The organism is Hymenobacter metallicola, assembly GCF_004745645.1.
GTDB lineage: Bacteria > Bacteroidota > Bacteroidia > Cytophagales > Hymenobacteraceae > Hymenobacter > Hymenobacter metallicola.
Genome location: NZ_SRMB01000001.1, coordinates 2254086 through 2272356, shown reverse-complemented (window position 1 = coordinate 2272356; position 18271 = coordinate 2254086). Strand labels below are relative to the sequence as shown.

Sequence of the window (18271 nt, the reverse complement as noted above, 5' to 3'; positions counted from 1 at the left end):
TCGTTCGGTTTTATGCGGCCTGGGTTTCAGCTTTAGCGGCGCGCTTCTTGGCGTGGGCCAGGGCGGCTTCGCGCACCCAGGCGCCTTCCTCGTGGGCTTTTACGCGGGCGCCGAGGCGGTCCTTGTTGCACATACCGTTGCCTTTCACCACGTTCCAGAATTCCTCCCAGTTCACCTCGCCGAAGTCGTAGCCCTGCTTGGTCTCGTTCCACTTTAGGGCGGGGTCGGGTACGGTGAGGCCCAGGAACTCGGCCTGGGGCACCATCATGTCCACGAATTTCTGGCGCAGCTCGTCGTTGGTGAAGCGCTTGATGCGCCACTTCATGCTCTGCTCGGTGTTGGGCGAGTCGGCGTCTTTGGGGCCGAACATCATCAGCGTGGGCCACCACCAGCGGTTCAGAGCTTCCTGGGCCATGGCTTTCTGCTCGGGCGCACCTTCGCACAGGGTCTGCATGATTTCGAAACCCTGGCGCTGGTGGAAGCTTTCCTCCTTGCACACCCGCACCATGGCCCGGGCGTAGGGGCCGTAGGACGTGCGGCACAGCGGCACCTGGTTCAGGATGGCGGCCCCATCCACGAGCCAGCCCACCGTGCCCATGTCGGCCCAGCTCAGGGTGGGGTAGTTGAAAATGCTGGAATACTTGGCTTTGCCCGAGTGCAGGTCGGCCAGCATCTGGTCCCGCGAAGCACCCAGGGTTTCGGCGGCCGAGTAGAGGTAGAGGCCGTGGCCGGCTTCGTCCTGCACTTTGCTGAGCAGGATGGACTTGCGCTTGAGCGAAGGGGCGCGGGTAATCCAGTTGCCTTCGGGCAGCATGCCGACCAGCTCGGAGTGGGCGTGCTGGGAAATCTGCCGGATCAGCGTCTTGCGGTACGCGTCGGGCATCCAGTCCTTGGGCTCAATGCGAATGTCCGCGTCGATGCGGGCCTGAAACTGCTCTTCGAGGTTGATTTCTACCGTTTCCATGCGCTTTCAACAAAGTTTAACTAACATTCGTTAGTTAAAAGTAAGAAAAATATTGAGCTTAATATAGCTAAGGCTAGTTCCCCTCCTCTGATGAGGAGGGGTTAGGGATGGTTGACCGGAGCGTTGAACGATTACCAGAGCTACTGCTACAAGGTCGTTCTGACGAGTTTACCACCCCGCCCTTCGGGCACCCCTCCTTGAAAAAACGAGGGGAATTTCGTTCTTAACTATTGGTCGAAATCCACCCGTACTTTCTCCGACGTGGGGCGGGCCTGGCAGGAGAGGACGTAGCCTTTGGCCACTTCAGTGTCGGAAAGGGAGTAGTTGACGTCCATTTCCACCTGACCTTCCACTACGCGGCAGCGGCAGGTGCTGCACATGCCGTTTTTGCAGGAGTAGGGCGCATCCACGCCGGTTTCGAGCAGGGCGTCCAGAATCGTGTTGCCGTAGTACGACATTTCCAGGACGCGGGTGTTGCCGTCGAGCTGCACCGTGACCTGGCTGTGCTTGTCGTCTTCGCCCACGGGGCGCACCTTGGCCGGGCCAGCCTGGGTTTTGCCGCCACCCGCGGTGCCGAACATTTCGAAGTGAATCTTTTCGGGCGCTACGCCGGCGCTGGTCAAAGCGGCTTTCACGCCCAGAATCATTTCCTCGGGGCCACAGATAAAGCACTCGTCAATCTGGGCGGCGGGCAGGATTTTCTGCAGGAACAGCTCGGTCTTGGGCTGGTCGATGCGGCCGAAAAGCAGGTCGGTGTCGCCCTGCTCCCGGCTCAGGATGTGGTATACGCTCAGACGCTTGAGGAACTTGTTCTTGAGCGCCTCGATGCCTTCCTTGAAGATGATGGAGTTGCGGCCCCGGTTGCCATAAATCAGCGTCACGCGGCTCTGGGGCTCGGTCAGCAGCACGGTTTTGATAATGCTGAACACGGGCGTAATGCCGCTGCCGGCGGCAAACATGACGTAGTGCTTGGCCTGCTCGGGATGCAGCTCAGTGTAGAAATGGCCGGCCGGCGGCATCACGTCCAGCTCTTCACCCACCTTGAGCACGTCCACGGCCAGGGACGAAAACCGACCCTCGGGCACTTTCTTAATGGCCACCTGCCACTCGTTTTCCAGCGGACTGCTGCAAATAGAGTAGGAGCGGCGCAATTCCTCCCCGTTGTGTTCCCGCCGAAACGTCAGGTACTGGCCCTGAGTGAAGCGGAACGTGTCGCGCAGATCCTCAGGCACGTCCAACGATACCACCACGCTGTCGGGCGTTTCCTTTTCGATGCGCTTGATGCGGACTTTATGAAATCGACTCATTACTGATTGGTTTTTTGTTTTTGGTAATTGGTTTTTGGTTGGTAGTCGTCTGCTGACCCTGCAAGAGGCCATAAACCAAAAACCAATCACCAAAAACCAGCTACTTTACTTGGCCAGTCCGTTGAGCAGGATGGTCATGATGTTTTCTTCCAGCTCCTCGGCCGTAATGCCGCGGCCCGGGCGGTACCAGAGTTCCACCCAGCGCACGGCCGACAAAATTGTGAACAAGGCCACCGACACGTTCATGGGCTGAAACTCGCCGGCTTCGATGCCCTGCTCGATGAGGGCCGCAAAGCCCTTTTCGTAGGTTTTGCGGGCGTCCTTGAACTGCTGGAGCTTGTCGTCGCTGAGGTATTTCCAGTCGTTGTTGGCCACCGACACGGCCGCGCCGTCCTCAATCATGAGCCGGATGTGGAGGCGGATCAGGGCCTTGAGCTTGTCGACGTAGGATACCGGCAGCTGCTCGATTTCGTGGAGCTGGGAAATGTAGGTGTTCGACACGTGAAAGCAGATACTTTCCAGAATGTCGTCCTTGGAGCTGATGTGGTTGTACATGCTGGCCGCCTCCATGCCCACCTGGGAGCCCAAGTCGCGCATGGAAGTGCCCCCGAAGCCTTTGGCTTTGAAGAGCTTGGCGGCTTCTTCCAGAATCACCTGCCGTTTGTTGGTTTTGACTTTTTTGGCCATTCAGCTTACAGAGAATAAGACGTGCACGTGGGGGCGGGTGGGGTTGTGGAGGGTAAAGCTAGAAGAAGCCCCGTATTTATGTACACGCATCAGCTAGAGGTTTCGCAAGTCTTGTACCCGGCTCAGCTTGCCGCCTTCACTGCGCGGCAGCTGCCCAAAGCCCACCAGCTGTACTTGCATACTCAGGCCAATGTTGTCCTTGATTTTCTTGGCACACGCGCCCTGCAGATTCCGCAGGCAGTCGTGCTGCTGCACGGCCGCTTCTGTCACCGCGTCCAGCTCCAGGCGGCGCATCAGCTCCTCACTGATTTCGACGCTGACTTTCACTTCGTCCAGGCTGCCGCGGCGGGACACCACCACCTGGTAGTACGGACTCACGTGGTCTAGTCCGCTGAGGATATCCTCGACCTGGGTTGGGAAGAAATTAACGCCGCGGATGATGAGCATATCGTCGGCCCGGCCCCGAATCGGGCCCATCTTCACGTGGGTGCGGCTCCGGGACTCGCCGTAGTAGATGTTGGTAATGTCGTTGGTCCAGTAGCGTAGAATGGGCATGGCCTGCTTGGTTAGCGTCGTAAACACGAGCACGCCCAACTCGCCCTCGGCCACGGGTTCACCGCTGTCCTTATCGACTACTTCGGGCAGGAAATGGTCTTCCCAGATGTAGCTGCCCGTGCCTTGCTCATCCACGTCCTCCTGCGACACGCCCGGCCCCATGATTTCGCTTAGGCCATAAATATTGGTAGCCCGCACGTGCAACCCGCTTTCCACCTGCTGCCGAATGGTTTCCGTCCACGGCTCGGCGCCCAGGGCGGCATACTGCAGGTTGATGAAATTATGCGAAATGCGGCGGCGCTGCATTTCCTCGGCCAACACTTGCGCGTAGGAAGGCGTGGCACAGATGATTTCGGGCCGAAAATCCTGGAGCAGCTGCAACTGCCGGTCGGTGCCCCCGCCCGAGACGGGAATGACGGTGAGGCCCAGCTTTTCGGCTCCGTAATGAATGCCCAGGCCGCCCGTAAACAGGCCGTAGCCGTAGGCATTCTGTAGCTTCATACCCGGCCGGCACCCCGCCGCGGCCAGGGAACGGGCCACTACTTCGGCAAAGATGGTGAGGTCCTGGGCTGTGTAGCCGACCACGGTGGCCTTGCCCGTGGTGCCGCTGGAGCAGTGCAGGCGGGCCACCTCGGGCTGGGGCACGGCAAACAGGCCGAAGGGGTAATTGTCGCGGAAGTCGGCTTTGCGGGTGAACCCCAGCTTGGTTATATCCGCCAACCCGTTGAAAGAGGAAGGATGAACGCCCAGCGCATCCAGCTTGGCCCTGTAAAAAGGCACCCGGTGGTACACGTATTCTACCTGCTGCCGCAGCCGCGCATCTTGCAGCTTCCGCAGCTGGGCCAGGGGCATCCGTTCGATTTCTGGTTGGAAGAGCATGGGCAGCAGAGCATACTGGGCAAAGGCGCAATTAAAAGTAGGCGGGTTTACTTACATAAACAAACGTTTGTTAGTTTATGATGTTGACTTGTCCTTAACCGCAACCCTGCCAGGTGAGGAGGTTAGCTTGGTCTGTGTTAGGCAAGTTGCTGATAACAAAATATATAGAAGCTGATAATGCACCCAGGGAAATGCAGTGCCAATTTCTATACGGTTGTTTGGATAAGCCCACGGCTAGGCCAGTAGGTTGTGCGGTAAGCTGATTAGACTCAGGTAAGGATAAAGCTGAGCTTGCTCAAAAAATGGGCGCACATACGCCACGTGCGCGGCCGGTAGCGGCCGCCATAGTTCGCAGTAGTAGCCCGCTAGGTAGTACAAGTCGACGATAAAGGAACCGCAGGGGCGCGAAACTATGAAGATGCCCCAGGTTTTGGCGTGGGCCTGCTGCTCCGCGGCCGACAGTGCCTGAAAGTGAGAGTACGTTAACATGGCGGCAGAGTACGGGGCGCAGATGAAAGCCGCATGAGGCTGGGTCCGTTAGTGAAATGGACGCTTTTTTACCATGCCGCCTTCCGCGTCGTCGATGCTGTGCTGAATAACGAAGGCTTGGGGGTCGAGGCGGCGCACCTCGGTGCGCAGCTGGGGCAGCTCGAGGCGAGTCACGACGGTAAAGACAATGTCCATGTCCAGGTCCCGGTCGCCGCGCTTCCCGTAGCCGCGCTTGCCCTGGTAAATCGTGACGCCCCGGCCCAGCGTGGTCGTAATAGCCTCGCGGATAGCCTCGCTCCGGGCCGAAATGATGGTGACGCCCGTGTATTGCTCGATGCCGTTGAGCAGGAAGTCCAGGGTTTTGGAGGCGGCCACGTAGGTCAGAATCGAATACAGGGCCGTTTGCACGCCCAGCACAAAGGCCGCCACGCCGAAGATAAAGATGTTCAGGACCAGAATCACGTCACTGACCTTGAGTAAGGGCGTGTGCCGGTTGATCAGCAAAGCCGCCACTTCCGTGCCATCGAGCACGGCTCCGCCCCGCATGGCCAACCCGATACCGGCCCCGATAAAGACTCCGCCAAACACGGCCGTCAGCAGCAGGTCTTTGGTCACGTCGGGGTAGGGCACCACGGCCAGGGCCAACGACAGCCCGGCAATGGCCGCGGCGCTTTTCACGGCGAAGCCCATGCCGATTTGCCGGTAGCCCAGTACTACAAACGGCAAATTGATGATGAGTAGCAACCAAGATAACGGCACGTGCAAGGTGGCCGATATCAGCATGGAAATGCCCGTAACACCGCCATCAATGAAATGACTGGAAAGCAGAAATCCTTTCAAGCCCATGCCCGCGCACAGGATGCCCGCCACGATAAGCGCCAGGTTTTTGATCTTCTCGGTTAAGTTGACGGGGGTATTGGTGGGAGCAGAAGGCATAGAGGCAGGAAGACGTTGGCGAAGCTGACGCAGGAAAATAAGTTGAGGAATTAGCATGGATAGTCAAGCGAAAAAGGGCTGTTGGAGAAGCCTTGAAGGCCAGATGTACACCAGAGAGGCCAGTAAGTCGGCCACGGTACGGGTTTGGTAGAAAGCTGGCCAAAGCACGCTTTAGCGGCCCTTCCCAGGCCCGTAATCAGCAAGCAGACGGCCGAGATACGCACGTGCTACCAGGGAAGTGCCTCCGGAGGGCACTACCAAAATAGCTACGACTGAAGAAGTTATGCTTGGCCTTAGGGGGCGTTGGGCAAAACGCTGGTCCAGAGCCAGGTGGCTAGCCAGCGCTGGTTGGGTGCGAGGCACCGTTGCCGCCGGCCCGAAGCGTCGCGCACTACTGGGCGCCGAGCCACGAGCAAGCCGGGACCGGGCGGCAACAGGGCCGGGCCCGCAAGGCTGGGGCGCAGCAGCGTTGGGTCGGTTTCTACCCTGGCTTCGGGGTGGAGGCCCTGCCAGTCGGCGGGCAGGGCCACGGCGGGCATAGGGGCTTCGGCAGGCCGTACCACGGCGGCCGGGGCAGAGGCCCTAGCTACGGGTGAAACGACCAGCAACCCCAGCACCAAGCCGAAGAGCAGGCCAGCGGTAGGCCGGAGCAGAATGGAAGCCAGGTAACGCAAAAGAGCCGGGGCGAAGGAGGAAAGTAGGCGGTTGAGCCCGTACTATGAGTCCCCCGGAAGTGCCGGGGCTACTAAGAACAACGGTAGAAGCAGCGCGTGGTTTTCATTCCCGATGGTTCGAGGCCGAAAATACCACGAAAGGCCCCACTCGTTACCGAGCAGGGCCTTGTTGTCGACTACTTATTTCTGGAAACAGGCTACGCCGCCAGTTCTGCCGTGGGTAGCCACACGGTAAATGTCGTGCCCTCCTGCTCCGTCGACTCGACCTGCAAGCGGAAGCCGTGAAACTGTGCAATGGTGCGCACCAACGCCAGCCCCAGGCCGTAACCTTCGGCGGTGTGGACATTAGAGGCCCGCCGAAACCGCTCGAACAGGTGGGGTAGGTGCTCGGCCGGAATCACGCGGCCCGTGTTGCGCACCTGCAGGCGGTAGGGCTGGCCTGCGGGCTGCTGGCCGCCAATCTGAATCCGGCCGCCGGTGTGGTTGTACTTCACCGCGTTGCTGAGCAGGTTGTAGAAAAAGGTGAACAGCAGGCTGGTATTGGCCGCGGCCAGGTGGGGACGGCCTTCCAGGGCCCATTCCACCGTCAGCTGCTCGTCGGCAATACGGTCTTCCAGCTCGTCAACTACTTCTTGCAGCACGGCCCCGAGGTCGGCCTTGTCGTTGCGGGCGTACTGCTCGTTTTCGATGCGCGAAATCATGAGTAAGGTGCGCAGCGTGGCCGTCAGGCGGTGCAGGGTGCGCTGGGAGGTCACAATCTGCTGTTCGGCTTCCTCGGGCAGAATTTCGGCCTGGAGCATGTTCTCAAAGCGGTTTTGCAGAATGCTGACCGGCGTGAGCAGCTCGTGGGAGGCATTGGCAATAAATTCGCGCTCCTGCTCAAACACCCGCCGGATTTTCTGCAGCATGCGCCGAATAGTGGCATCCAGGTACTGAAAGTCGGAGGTGGTGGTTTGCAGAGGCGGCAGGGGCGCGGGCATGGGGCCTTGTACCGCCCGCAGGCGCTCCACAATCTGGTCGACGGGCCGGAGCAGGTAGTTGATGACGCCCAGCTCGATGAGCAGTGTGGTCAGTACGGCAAAGAGCAGGGCGTAGGCGGCCAGGGAACGGAGCAGGGAGTAGACGTCTTCCACCGAGGCAATGCTCTTGCCGATTTCCACGACGTACCACTGTCCCTGGAGCTGAAACGTGTGGCGCAGCACCCGAAAATCGACCAGGGTGCCGTGCTGCTGCCGGGGCAGGGTGGCCACGGTGTCGGGTAGGGGCGTGGAAGCGCGGCGCAGGTCAATGAATTCGTCCTGCAGCAGGTCGTAGTGTACTTTTTGGTTGGGGTTGGGCTCAGTCAGAAAGCTCGCAATGCCGATTTCGCCAATGCGGCGCATCACCTGCTGCTGCTCGGCCCGGAGCGAGGCGTCGGTGTGGCCCAGGGCCAGGGTTTCCACAATCCAGGGTAGGGCCAGCAACAGCACCACCGCCATCAGGGCCTTGGAAAGCGTGGTGAGCAGAACGAGCTTTTGCTGGAGCTTCACACTTCCTGGGTCGGCTTGAAACGGTACCCGATGCCCCGCACCGTCTCGACCCACTCGTGGGTGTCGAAGGCACTGAGCTTCTTGCGAATATTCTTCACGTGCACGTCGATAAAATTCGAGTCGTGGTCGTCCCGGTCGCTGATCATGTTGCCCCAGATATGCTCGCTGAGCTGCATGCGCGTGAGCACCCGGCCGCGGTGCAGCAGCAGGTAGTGCAGCAGGTCGAACTCGCGGCGCGTGAGGACTACTTCGGTGCCGCCGTGGCGCAGGGTCCGCTCGCTGAGGTTAATCACGAAGTGGCCAAACGACAAGGTTTCCTGCGTGAGGCCGTGCTTGCGCCGCGTAATGGCCTGCATCCGCGTGGCCAACTCCATCAGCGAGTAGGGCTTGGGCAGGTAGTCGTCGGCGCCCAGCTGCAGGCCGCTCACCCGGTCATCGACCGAGCCGCGGGCACTCAGAATAATAATGGATGCCTGACTGTTGTGCTCCTGCCGGGCTTCGGCCAGCAGGTGCAGCCCATCTTGGTCGGGCAAGCCCAGGTCGAGCAGCACGAAGTCGTATTCGTTGACGTAAAGCTTTTCCGAAGCCTCGGCCCCGGTCCGGGCAAAGTCGCAGTGGTAGCGCTCGTGCTGCAGATACAAGGCCAGCTCCTGGGCCAGGGCATTGTCGTCCTCAACAATCAGAACATTCATGGGAAAAAGTAAAAAAGCACAGCCTCCGTGGCTCGGCCGCAGTACGGGGGCCGGAAGGTAAGATACAGGAAAGCAAAACGGAAAGTTGACCCAGGGCAAGGCTACTGCGGGTGGCACAGGCGCCGGCCGAAGGGCTGCACCAAGCCCGGCACTGTTGCCGGATCAACGCTGCAAACTTGCTCGGCAGGCAGTGAAGAGAGTATGAAGAGGAAAAATAGGCCGGGCTGCAGGGCTATTCTGCAGCGGCCGCCGAGTACACTGCGTAAGTAAACAGGCTGGTGCGGTGCTAGAACCAAGGCCGCGACGCATCTTTGCGCTTGCTCGTTGGAGCCACCGGCTGCCGGGCAGTCAAATTACTCAACCAGTAGGCGCCAAGCTGCGTCTCTACCGTTTTCCCCCTACACCACCCCGCATGAGCACGGTAACCATTAACAGCCTCCAGGAGCTGGAGCAGTACCAAGGCCAGGAGCTAGGCGTCTCCGAATACCACACCATCACGCAGGAGCAAATCAACCAGTTTGCCGCCGCTACCCTAGACTTTCAGTGGATTCATACCGAGCCCGATAAGGCCCAAGCCGAGTCGCCCTTCGGCGCTACCATTGCCCACGGCTACCTGACCGTGTCGTTGCTGCCCTACCTGTGGACCCAGATTGTGCAGATTGAGAACCTGAAAATGCAGGTGAATTACGAAATCGAAAGCCTGCGCTTCAACCAGGCCGTCACGGTTAACAGCGAGGTGCGCCTGCGGGCCAAGCTGCTTTCGGTGAAAGATCTGCGCGGCATTGCCAAAGCCCGTATCGAGGTGACGATGGAAGTAAAAGACGCCAAGAAACCGGCCTACAGCGGAGTCATTACTTTTCTCTACCACTTTGTATAAGGCTGGCTACAAGCCCAGGGTACGGCGCCGGCTTCGGGCGAAAACCTTATGGGGAGCTTATAGTTTAGAAAAAAGGCAACGGCTGGAAGTCGTTGCCTTTTTGGTTGGTTAAGGCCTGAAATTCAACCTTTCCAATTATAACTCCTGTTCAGCTTTCCCGTACTGACAAAGCTTCCCACCCGACATCGTAGTCCCGCGCGGAAGTATCCTATTGCATGCTCAAATGGTTACTGTGCAGCGTCTGGGCCGTATTGCTCGCGCCGCTTTCCGCCTCTGGCTACTCGGTGCTCACCCACCAGGCCAATATCGACTCGACCTGGCAGCGCTGCCTGATGCCCTTGTTGCAGCGCCGCTACCCCGGTGCCACCGATGAGCAACTGCTCGAAGCCAAGTCCTACGCCTACGGCGGCTCCATCATTCAGGACATGGGCTTTTACCCCTTTGGCTCCACGCTGTTTACCAACCTGACCCACTACGTGCGCAGCGGCGACTTCGTGCGCAACCTGCTCGATGGGGCCCAGGACCGCAACGAGTACGCCTTTGCCCTGGGCGCGCTGGGCCACTATGCGGCCGACATCAACGGCCACCCCGAGGGCACCAACAAGGCCATGCCGCTGGTGTATCCGGAACTGGGGCAGAAGTTTGGCAGGAACATTACCTACGTCGAGGCGCCCAAGCAGCACACCCAGCTCGAGTTTGCCTTCGACGTGGTGCAGGTGGCCAATGGCCGCTACCGCACCAGTGACTACCAGCGCTACGTGGGCTTTCAGGTAAGCAAGCGGGTGCTGGAAGAGGCTTTCAAGAAAACCTATGGCCTGGAGCTGGGCAAGGTTATTTTCAACGTGGACCTGAGCATCGGCTCCTTCCGCTTCGCCGTGCGCCAGCTTATTCCCATTGCCAGCCGCGCCGCCTGGCAGTCCCAGAAAAAGGAAATTCGTAAGCTGAGCCCCCTGGCCCGCCGGCGCGAATACGTATATAAGGAGAGTGAGCGGAAATTCCGCAAGCAGTACGGCACCGCCTACGAGCATCCCGGCACCGGGGCCCGGATTCTGTCGTATTTCGTGCGGGTAATGCCCAAAATTGGGCCGCTGAAGCCCTTTGCCTTCCGGCCACCCACGCCCGAGGCGCAGGAGCTGTTCAAGGCCAGCTTCCGGCAGGTAATCGTGAAATACTGCGCTCTGGTGGAGCAGGAACCCAAAGACACGGTAGCCGCGGCCCCGCGCCTGGCCAATGCCGACTTCGACACCGGCCACCAAACCAAAGCCGGCGAATATGCCCTGGCCGACCAAACGTACGGCGAATGGGTGCGGGAGCTGGCCAAGGCCAAGTTCGACGGCGTGAGTGGCCCGCAGAAGCAAAACATCCTGACTTTTTACGGCACCACGCCGAAGGAACCCAAAGACGAAGACGAGAAAGAAGCCGCCAAGCGCCAGGAAACCCAGGAAGCGCTGCAGCAGCTGCGGGCCATCAACATCAAATAGCAACCATCAGCTTTTTCGGTTCTTCCCGGAGCTACGACTCACACAAAAAGCCTCGACCGTAATTCCGCGGCCGGGGCTTTTTGTGGGAGTCGTAGCTGCTAAGCCAGCTTACTCCACGGCTAGCGGCTGGGTGGCGGTGTGGGTGCCAATCTGCACTCGTAGCGTGTAGAGGCCCGGCGCCAGGTTGCTTACGTCGAGGGTATGGCGCAGACCGCCGGCAGGGAGAGCCGCCGAGGTGGTGCGCACGGCCCGGCCCACAGCATCAGTAAGGGTTAGGGTGGCCTGCGTAGCGCCCAGCACGGCCGGCAGCTCCACGGTAGCCGCATTCCGGGCGGGGTTGGGGTAGATGCTCAGGCCCGGCAACTGCGAGGCGGCCCGCTGGCTTAAAGGGGCATTGTCGACCAGGGAAGCCAGAAAGCCGACGGTGCCCGTGCTGGGGCTAGGCAGCAAACCAAGCACGCCGAAGCTGGCCGGTGGGCTGGCCGTACCGCCGACGTATACTTGCTTGCCGATAACGGCTATCGAGCTAGCAAAATCACCGGAGGTGCCGCCAAAGCCCAGGGCCCAGGTAAAGTTGCCACTAACCCCGGCATCGGTCAGGCGAGCTGCGAATCCGTCGGTGCCGCCGGCGTTGGGAAGCGTGGTGCTGCCAAAGGTGGCGGGGCTCTGGTCGAAAGTACCGGCCACGTACACACTAGAACCATTGACCGCCAACGCCGCGGCTTGGTCGTTCTGGGCGCCGCCCCCACGCTGGGCCCACACAAAGCTGGCGCTGCTGCCCGTATCCAGGAGCTTGGCCACGTAGACGTCGCCAAACGTGCCGGCATTGGTGAGCTGCTGCGTGCCGAAGCTGGCGGTGCGGCCCTGGAAACTGCCGGCCACGTAGATACCCGTGTTGCTGACTGCTAAAGCCGAGGCCTGGTCGAAGCCATTGCTGCCGCCCCGGGTGGCCCATTCGAAGCTGCCGGAGGTGCCGTTGTCAATCAGCTTGGTTACGTACAGGTCGCCCTGCCCGGCATCCGTCAGCGTGTTGGCGCCAAAGCGGGCCGAGCCGCTGAAATTACCGGCTACAAAGACGTTCAGGCCATTCACGGCAAGCGCCTGGGCCTGGTCTACGCCCGGGCCGCCCGCTTGCCGTACCCAGGCAAAGCTGCTGGTAGCGCCGGCATCGGTGAGCTTGGCGACGAAAATGTCGTCGAAGCCGTTGCTGGTGAGGGTCGTGCTGCCAAAGGTAGCCGTCGAGCTTTCGAACCGTCCGGTCAGGAAAACCCCGGAGTTGCTGACGGCCAGGGCGGCGGGATAGTCGCCGATACTACCGCCCGCCCGCTGCGCCCAGCTGAACGAAGGGGCGGAACCCGCATCCGTAAGCTTGGCCACGAAAATATCATTCCCACCGGCCGAGGCCAGCGTCGTCGCGCCGAAGTTGGCGGCGGCGCCTACGAAGGTGCCGGCTACGTACACATTGGTCCCGCTCACGGCTATAGCATTCACGGCATCCGGGCCGGAGCCGCCCGCCCGCCGGGCCCAAAGGAAGCTGTTGGTAGCCGTGCTCCACTTGGCTACAAAGATGTCCCGGTTGCCGGCAGTAATCAGCGTGGTACTGCCCAGGGTAATAGTACCGTCGAACGTGCCGGCCAGGTAGACGTTGCCCGCCGCGTCGGCTGCGCTAGCGGCTACGTCCCAGCCCGCGGCTACCACCGATTGCCAGGCTGGGGTTTGGGCGCGGCTGGTTAAACTAGCTAGCAGGAATGCAGCAACTAAGGAAGGGCGCAGAAACGGAGTAGTTGTTTTCACAAAGGTGCGGTTCAGGATAAGTGAGTGGGGTAGGCCTACCAATACCTGACCCGTTCCGCCGACCACGAAGCAGCCGTCGGCACGGGTGAGTGCCGGGCTATATTCGGAAAACCGCGTCCTATTGTTGTGTATTATACCACTGCTCTGGCTTTGCTGCCCGGCTGGAAAAACCGAAATCCAGACCTGAATAGGGCATGCAGCTAGCTATACAGCCATTCCATAGCCGTTCCTTCACTGCCAAATAAACGCAGCCGGTAGGTCCGTTCCGCCGAAAGGCCATACGCCAGGTAGGCCCGCTGCTGGGCATCCGAGTCGTATACGGCCAGGCGGGCCGGGGAGCACAGCACGGCTATGCGCAGGAGCTGGGGCGCCAGGCGGGTGCTGGCCAGCGGGTAGAACGTATAATTGGCCCACTGCCCTAATTCGGGGCTGAGCTGGTCGCGGCGGCGCACATCGAGCAGCCAGCGGGCTACGCTGTAGCGCTCCGCCTCCTGCAGGATGGCTTCGTAATCGGCTTGCAGCTGGGGCACCGGCGCGTCGCCGGGCCAGCGGCCTACCAGCAAGTGCAGGTCGGGGCGGTAAACGATGCTACAGGTAGCAGCAGGCTCGGAAGCGGCCATAATACGTCGGGGCAGTACGCCTCCGGGCGTGGGGGCGTGGGCCTTTAAGATACAGAAGCTGCCGTTGTCTGCGTGCTAGTGCTGCTACTTATTGACCCTGTTGCTGTACCAGGCCGCTGCTCAGGCGGCGCAGCACAATTTCGGCCTGCTTGGCTTGGAAGCGGATGTCGAGCAAACGCACTTCGGCATCGAGCTGGGTGCGCTGGGCTTCCCGCAGGGCAATAGGGGTGAGCAGACCCAGGCGGTACCGCTCCAGGGCAATGGCCACATTTTCGCGGGCCAGCAGAATGTTGGCTTCTTCCAGCTCCAGCAGCTGCAGGCGGTTCTGGTACTGGGCAAAGGCCTGTTCCGCCTCCGATTCGAGCTGCAGTTGGGTCTGGCTGAGCTGCAACTGGCTTTGCTCTTCCCCGATGCGGGCATTCTGCTCGAGGCGGCGGCGGTTGAAGCCGTCGAAAATAGGCACCGAGGCTACCACGCCGTAATTCAGGCCGTAGTTGCGGCTGGTGTTGGTCACGAGCTGGCTACCGAAAAAAGCGGCTCCGTTCACGTTGCGGTTCAGCCCGTAGCCCGAGGTCAGGCCAACCTGGGGAAAGCGCGAGGCGCGGACCAGTTTCCGGTCGAAGGTAGCTACTTCCGTGTTGGTGCGGGCCTGTTGCAGGCGGGGGTTGTTTTGCTCAATAGCCTGGGCCACGGCGTCGCGGTTCAGGTCGCGGGCCACCACAATGGAATCCGAGGGCAGAAAGTCGAGGCGGGGGGAGCGGCCCAGCAGGTTGTTGAGGGTAATCTTCGCCGTAGCCAAGGCCTCCTGCTGCTGAATCAAGGCCGATTGGTCGGCGTTGTAATCCACGCGGGCCGTTAGCACTTCTACCTTGGCACTCACGCCCACCTCCACGCGGGCCTGGGTCAGGTCGATGCGGGCCTGACCAATTTTGAGGGCTTCCTCAATCGACTTGATCTTGCCCGACTCGCGCACCACGGCAAAGTAGGCACTGGTAATATCGGCCACGGTTTCCTCCAGCGTAGCCCGCGTGAGCTGCTGCTGACTCTGGTTCAGGGCCTTGAGCCGGTCGTAGGCGATGAACATGCCGAAGCCGTCGAATACGGTCCAGGTAGCGGCCACGTTGGCATTCAGCTGGTTCGACTGCGCATTGCTGGCCGTGCTGGGCTCGGGCCGGCTCGACGACTCCTGCCGCACGTTGTTGCGGTTGAAGTTGCGGGTCAGGTTACCGTTCACGACCGGCAGCTGCCCGGCGTTGCCGCGGGTCACGTTGTTTTCGGCAATCTGCTCATCGGTAGCCGCCAGGCGAATATTGTAGTTGTTTTCCAACCCGATACGGATGGCCTCGGTCAGGGAAAGCGGCGCCGCGGAAGCTACCGTTACAGGCTTTTCCGTTTGCGGCTTTCCCTGGGGCTGGGTGGCTGGTTGCCGTGGCATGGGCACGGGCTGCTGGGCCAGCGCGGGCAAGGCCAGCAGAAAAAATGCGGCTAGGGGTGAGAAAGAGCGAAGACGGGCGGAAAACTGCATTCTAGACAAAATAATGGGCAAAAATCCGGCCCCGCCCGGTACGAACGGCGGCCGGATTTTCAATGGGCATTAAGCCGTTACAGCTTGCTTGGGTTCGGCTTCTTCCTGGTTCTTATGGTGCTTCTTAGCCGTGGCGAAATACGAGTACATCACCGGCACTACGTACAGGGTCAGGGCAGTGGCGAAGAACAAGCCACCCACAACCCCGATACCCATAGCCCGCCGGCTCAGGGCGCCGGCCCCGGTGGCAATGGCAATGGGCAGAATACCCAGAATGGCGCACAGCGAAGTCATCAGGATAGGGCGGAAGCGGGCCGTAGCTCCTTCGATCAGGCCGGTCATGTAGTCCTTGCCATTCTCGACCTGCTGGTTGGCAAATTCCACGATGAGAATACCGTTTTTGGTAACCAGACCCACCAGCATGATAATGCCGATCTGGGAGAACAGGTTGAGCGTCTGGTTGAAGTACCACAAGCTGAGCAAGGCCCCGGACAAGGCCAGCGGTACCGTCACCATGATGATGATGGGGTCCCGGAAGCTCTCAAACTGGGCGGCCAGCACCAGGTAAATCAGCACCAGGGCCAGGCCGAAGGCAAAGAGCAGGGACGAAGAGCTTTCCTCAAAGTCGCGCGAGGCGCCCGACAGTTCGGTGGAGAAGGTGTCGTCGAGATTTTTCTCGGCGATGCCGCGCATGGCCGCAATACCGTCGCCCAGGGTTTTGCCCGGCGCCAGCGAGGCCGAGAACGTAGCCGAGTTGTAGCGGTTGAAGCGGTAGAGCTGGGGTGGGGTGCTGCTCTCGGTCAGGTTAATCACGTTATCGAGCTGTACCAGCGTGCCGTCGGTGCTTTTCACCGACAGCAGGCGCACGTCCAGGGGCTGGTTGCGGTCTTCGCGCGCCACCTGGCCAATAATCTGGTACTGCTTGCCCTCCCGGATAAAGTAGCCGAAGCGCTGTCCGCTCAGGCCGGCTTGCAGGGTCTGGCTGATGCTTTGCACCGATACGCCCAGGCTTTGGGCCTTTTCCCGGTCAATGTTCACGCGCAGCTCGGGCTTGTTGAACTTCAGGTTGACATCCACGAACTGGAACGTGGGGTCCTGGCGGGCGGCATCCAGGAATTTCGGTACGGCTGCGCGCAGCTTGTCGAAGTCCTGCGTCTGGATAACGAACTGCACCGGCAGGCCCCCGCCACCCCCGCCGCCCCCGCCGATACTCTGGTCTTGCGACACGGAGGTGCGGGCGGCAGTCAGACGCTTCACGCCCGAGCTCAGGGCCGTAGCAACCTGATCCTGGGTCCGGGGCCGCTGGTCGGCATCGAGGAGCAGCACCCGGGCCGTGCCCGAGTTGGAACCCCCGCCGAAGCCCGGCGACGTCACGGCAAAGACGCTGCTCAGGCTGTTTGTACCGGCCGAGTCCATGGCCATCTTGGTAATCTGGGCCATGTAGGCGTCCATGTACTCGAAGGAAGCGCCTTCCGGCCCGGTGGCGTTGATGTTCACGCGGCTGCGGTCTTCCACGGGGGCCAGTTCCGAGGGAATAGCTTTCATGAAAAACCAGATGCCCACGCCCGTACCGGCCACCACGAGCCACGCCAGCCAGCGGTTGCGCAAAAAGGTTTGCAGGCTGTCCTGGTAGCCGCCAATCATCTTCTGGAAGAAGGGCTCGGTTTTGCGGTAAAACCAGTTGTGGGTTTCCTGGCGCTTGAGCAGCACCGAGCACATCATCGGCGTCAGCGTCAAGGACACGAAGGCCGAAATCAGTACCGAGCCGGCCACCACAATGCCAAATTCGCGGAACAGGCGGCCGGTAATCCCCGTCAGGAATACGACGGGCAGAAACACGGCCGCCAGTACGATGGTGGTACTGATAACGGCCATCAGAATTTCCTCGGACCCCTTAATGGCCGCCTCCTTGGGGTCTTCACCCTCCTCGATGCGGGAGTAAATATTTTCCAGCACCACAATGGCGTCGTCCACTACCAGACCAATGGCCAGCACGATGGCCAGCAGCGTCAGCACGTTGATGGAGAAGTTGAGCAGGTACATCACGAAGAAAATACCCACCAACGACACCGGAATGGCCACCACCGGAATCAGCGTGGAGCGCCAGTCGCGCAGGAAAAGGAAGATGATGATAACCACCAGCACGAAGGCTTCGATAATGGTGTGCTCTACCTCACTGATGGACTTGCGGATAAACACCGAGTTGTCGAAGCCGGGCTTCAGCACCAGGTCCTTGGGCAGGTCTTTGCCGTAGAGCGCAATCCGTTTGTTGAACTCCGTGGCAATGTCAATCTGGTTGGAGCCCGGCTGCGGAATAACCGCCAGGCCCACCATCGGCACGCCGTTCACCTTGAAGATAGTCTGGTCGTTTTCGGGGTAGAGCTCGGCGTAGCCAATGTCCGACAAGCGCACCAGCGACGATTCGTCCTTGCGGATAATCAGGTTGTTGAAATCTTCTACCGAGGTCAGCCGGCCCATGGTGCGCAGGGTGAGCTGGGTGTTTTGGCCCTGCACGGCGCCGCTGGGCAGCTCCACGTTTTCGCGGGTCAGGGCAGCCTGCACGTCCACGGGGCTCACGCCCAGGGCCGCCAGCTTCACCGGGTCCATCCACAGGCGCATGGAGTACTTCCGCTCGCCGTATACCCGCACTTCCGACACGCCCGGAATGGTCTGCAGACGCTCTTTGAGGGTGTTATTGGCATAGTCAGTCAGCTCCAGCAACGTGCGCTGGTTGGAGCTGAGGTAGGTCATGACGATGGGTTGGGAGTCGGCGTTGGCCTTGCTCACCACGGGCGGGTCGATGTCGCGCGGCAGCCGGCCCTGGGCCCCCGATACCTTGTCGCGCACGTCGTTGGCGGCCGTTTCCAGGTCGGCGTCGAGGTCAAACTCCACCGTAATCTGGGTGCGGCCGTCCCGGGAGTTGGAGGTTAGGTTCTTAATGCCCGCAATGCCGTTCAGGGCTTCTTCGAGCGGCTCCGTGACCTGGCCCTGCATCACGTCGGCCGAGGCGCCGGTGTAGGCCGCTGACACCGTAATAATGGGCGGGTCAACGCTGGGGTATTCCCGGATGCTGAGGTAGCGAAACCCGATAACGCCAAATATCACGATGACAAGGCTCATCACGATGGCGAGGACCGGGCGGTTGATGCTGGTGGATGATAAGCTCATATACAGTTACACGCAGTGGTTGCGGTGAAATTCACCGGGCCGATTATCGTTGCTACTCAGTTGGTACAAACCAGAGTAGTAGCACGATGGACGG

The 18271-nt window shown here is 60.5% G+C and carries 15 protein-coding genes; 2 read left to right on the top strand and 13 right to left on the bottom strand.

The features are described 5' to 3' along the window. Positions 1-10: 10 nt before the first annotated feature. The 9 genes from paaA to E5K02_RS09555 form a co-directional block, all read right to left on the bottom strand. A complete protein-coding gene (gene paaA / locus E5K02_RS09595) occupies positions 11-964 on the bottom strand; it encodes a 1,2-phenylacetyl-CoA epoxidase subunit PaaA (protein ID WP_135394387.1) in 954 nt (317 codons plus the stop codon). A 227-nt stretch (positions 965-1191) separates the two neighbouring features. Then, positions 1192-2271: a 1,2-phenylacetyl-CoA epoxidase subunit PaaE gene (gene paaE / locus E5K02_RS09590; RefSeq protein WP_135394385.1), complete on the bottom strand. Its 1080-nt coding sequence runs from the start codon at positions 2269-2271 to the stop codon at positions 1192-1194. Between the two features lie 105 nt (positions 2272-2376). Beyond that, positions 2377-2958 (bottom strand): TetR/AcrR family transcriptional regulator, encoded by a 582-nt coding sequence (locus E5K02_RS09585; RefSeq protein WP_135394383.1) that lies wholly within the window; start codon positions 2956-2958, stop codon positions 2377-2379. A gap of 93 nt (positions 2959-3051) precedes the next feature. Further along, positions 3052-4392, bottom strand: coding sequence for a phenylacetate--CoA ligase family protein (locus tag E5K02_RS09580; protein ID WP_135394381.1), 1341 nt, complete (start codon positions 4390-4392; stop codon positions 3052-3054). A gap of 234 nt (positions 4393-4626) precedes the next feature. Continuing rightward, on the bottom strand, positions 4627-4881 hold the full coding sequence (locus E5K02_RS09575) for a hypothetical protein (protein ID WP_135394379.1): 255 nt from the start codon (positions 4879-4881) through the stop codon (positions 4627-4629). Positions 4882-4929: 48 nt separating this feature from the next. Continuing rightward, the gene (locus E5K02_RS09570; protein ID WP_240737215.1) at positions 4930-5817 is read right to left on the bottom strand and encodes a YitT family protein; all 888 of its coding nucleotides are present in this window, start codon (positions 5815-5817) and stop codon (positions 4930-4932) included. 293 nt (positions 5818-6110) lie between these two features. Continuing rightward, positions 6111-6491 carry a hypothetical protein gene (locus tag E5K02_RS09565; RefSeq protein WP_135394375.1) on the bottom strand — a complete coding sequence of 127 codons (381 nt, stop codon included), beginning with the start codon at positions 6489-6491 and terminating at the stop codon, positions 6111-6113. 197 nt (positions 6492-6688) lie between these two features. Then, positions 6689-8020 carry a sensor histidine kinase gene (locus tag E5K02_RS09560; protein ID WP_135394373.1) on the bottom strand — a complete coding sequence of 444 codons (1332 nt, stop codon included), beginning with the start codon at positions 8018-8020 and terminating at the stop codon, positions 6689-6691. Beyond that, entirely contained in the window at positions 8017-8712 is a 696-nt protein-coding gene (locus E5K02_RS09555) for a response regulator transcription factor (protein ID WP_135394371.1), read from the bottom strand. Before E5K02_RS09555 ends, E5K02_RS09560 begins: the two co-directional genes overlap by 4 nt. 412 nt (positions 8713-9124) lie before the next feature. Here E5K02_RS09555 and E5K02_RS09550 point away from each other — a divergent pair, with 412 nt between their 5' ends. Together E5K02_RS09550 and E5K02_RS09545 are read left to right on the top strand one after the other, a co-directional pair. Beyond that, on the top strand, positions 9125-9589 hold the full coding sequence (locus E5K02_RS09550; protein ID WP_135394369.1) for a MaoC family dehydratase: 465 nt from the start codon (positions 9125-9127) through the stop codon (positions 9587-9589). Positions 9590-9804: 215 nt separating this feature from the next. Continuing rightward, entirely contained in the window at positions 9805-11070 is a 1266-nt protein-coding gene (locus E5K02_RS09545; RefSeq protein WP_135394367.1) for a zinc dependent phospholipase C family protein, read from the top strand. A gap of 108 nt (positions 11071-11178) precedes the next feature. Here the strand turns inward: E5K02_RS09545 and E5K02_RS09540 are convergent, their stop codons facing one another. The 4 genes from E5K02_RS09540 to E5K02_RS09525 all read right to left on the bottom strand — a co-directional run bounded on the left by E5K02_RS09540 (position 11179) and on the right by E5K02_RS09525 (position 18177). Next, a complete protein-coding gene (locus E5K02_RS09540) occupies positions 11179-12864 on the bottom strand; it encodes a T9SS type A sorting domain-containing protein (RefSeq protein WP_167856337.1) in 1686 nt (561 codons plus the stop codon). A 200-nt stretch (positions 12865-13064) separates the two neighbouring features. Next, the gene (locus E5K02_RS09535) at positions 13065-13484 is read right to left on the bottom strand and encodes a hypothetical protein (RefSeq protein ID WP_135394363.1); all 420 of its coding nucleotides are present in this window, start codon (positions 13482-13484) and stop codon (positions 13065-13067) included. Between the two features lie 88 nt (positions 13485-13572). Next, positions 13573-15009, bottom strand: coding sequence for a TolC family protein (locus E5K02_RS09530; RefSeq protein WP_135394361.1), 1437 nt, complete (start codon positions 15007-15009; stop codon positions 13573-13575). Positions 15010-15078: 69 nt separating this feature from the next. After that, a complete protein-coding gene (locus tag E5K02_RS09525; RefSeq protein ID WP_135394359.1) occupies positions 15079-18177 on the bottom strand; it encodes an efflux RND transporter permease subunit in 3099 nt (1032 codons plus the stop codon). Between the last annotated feature and the right edge of the window lie 94 nt (positions 18178-18271).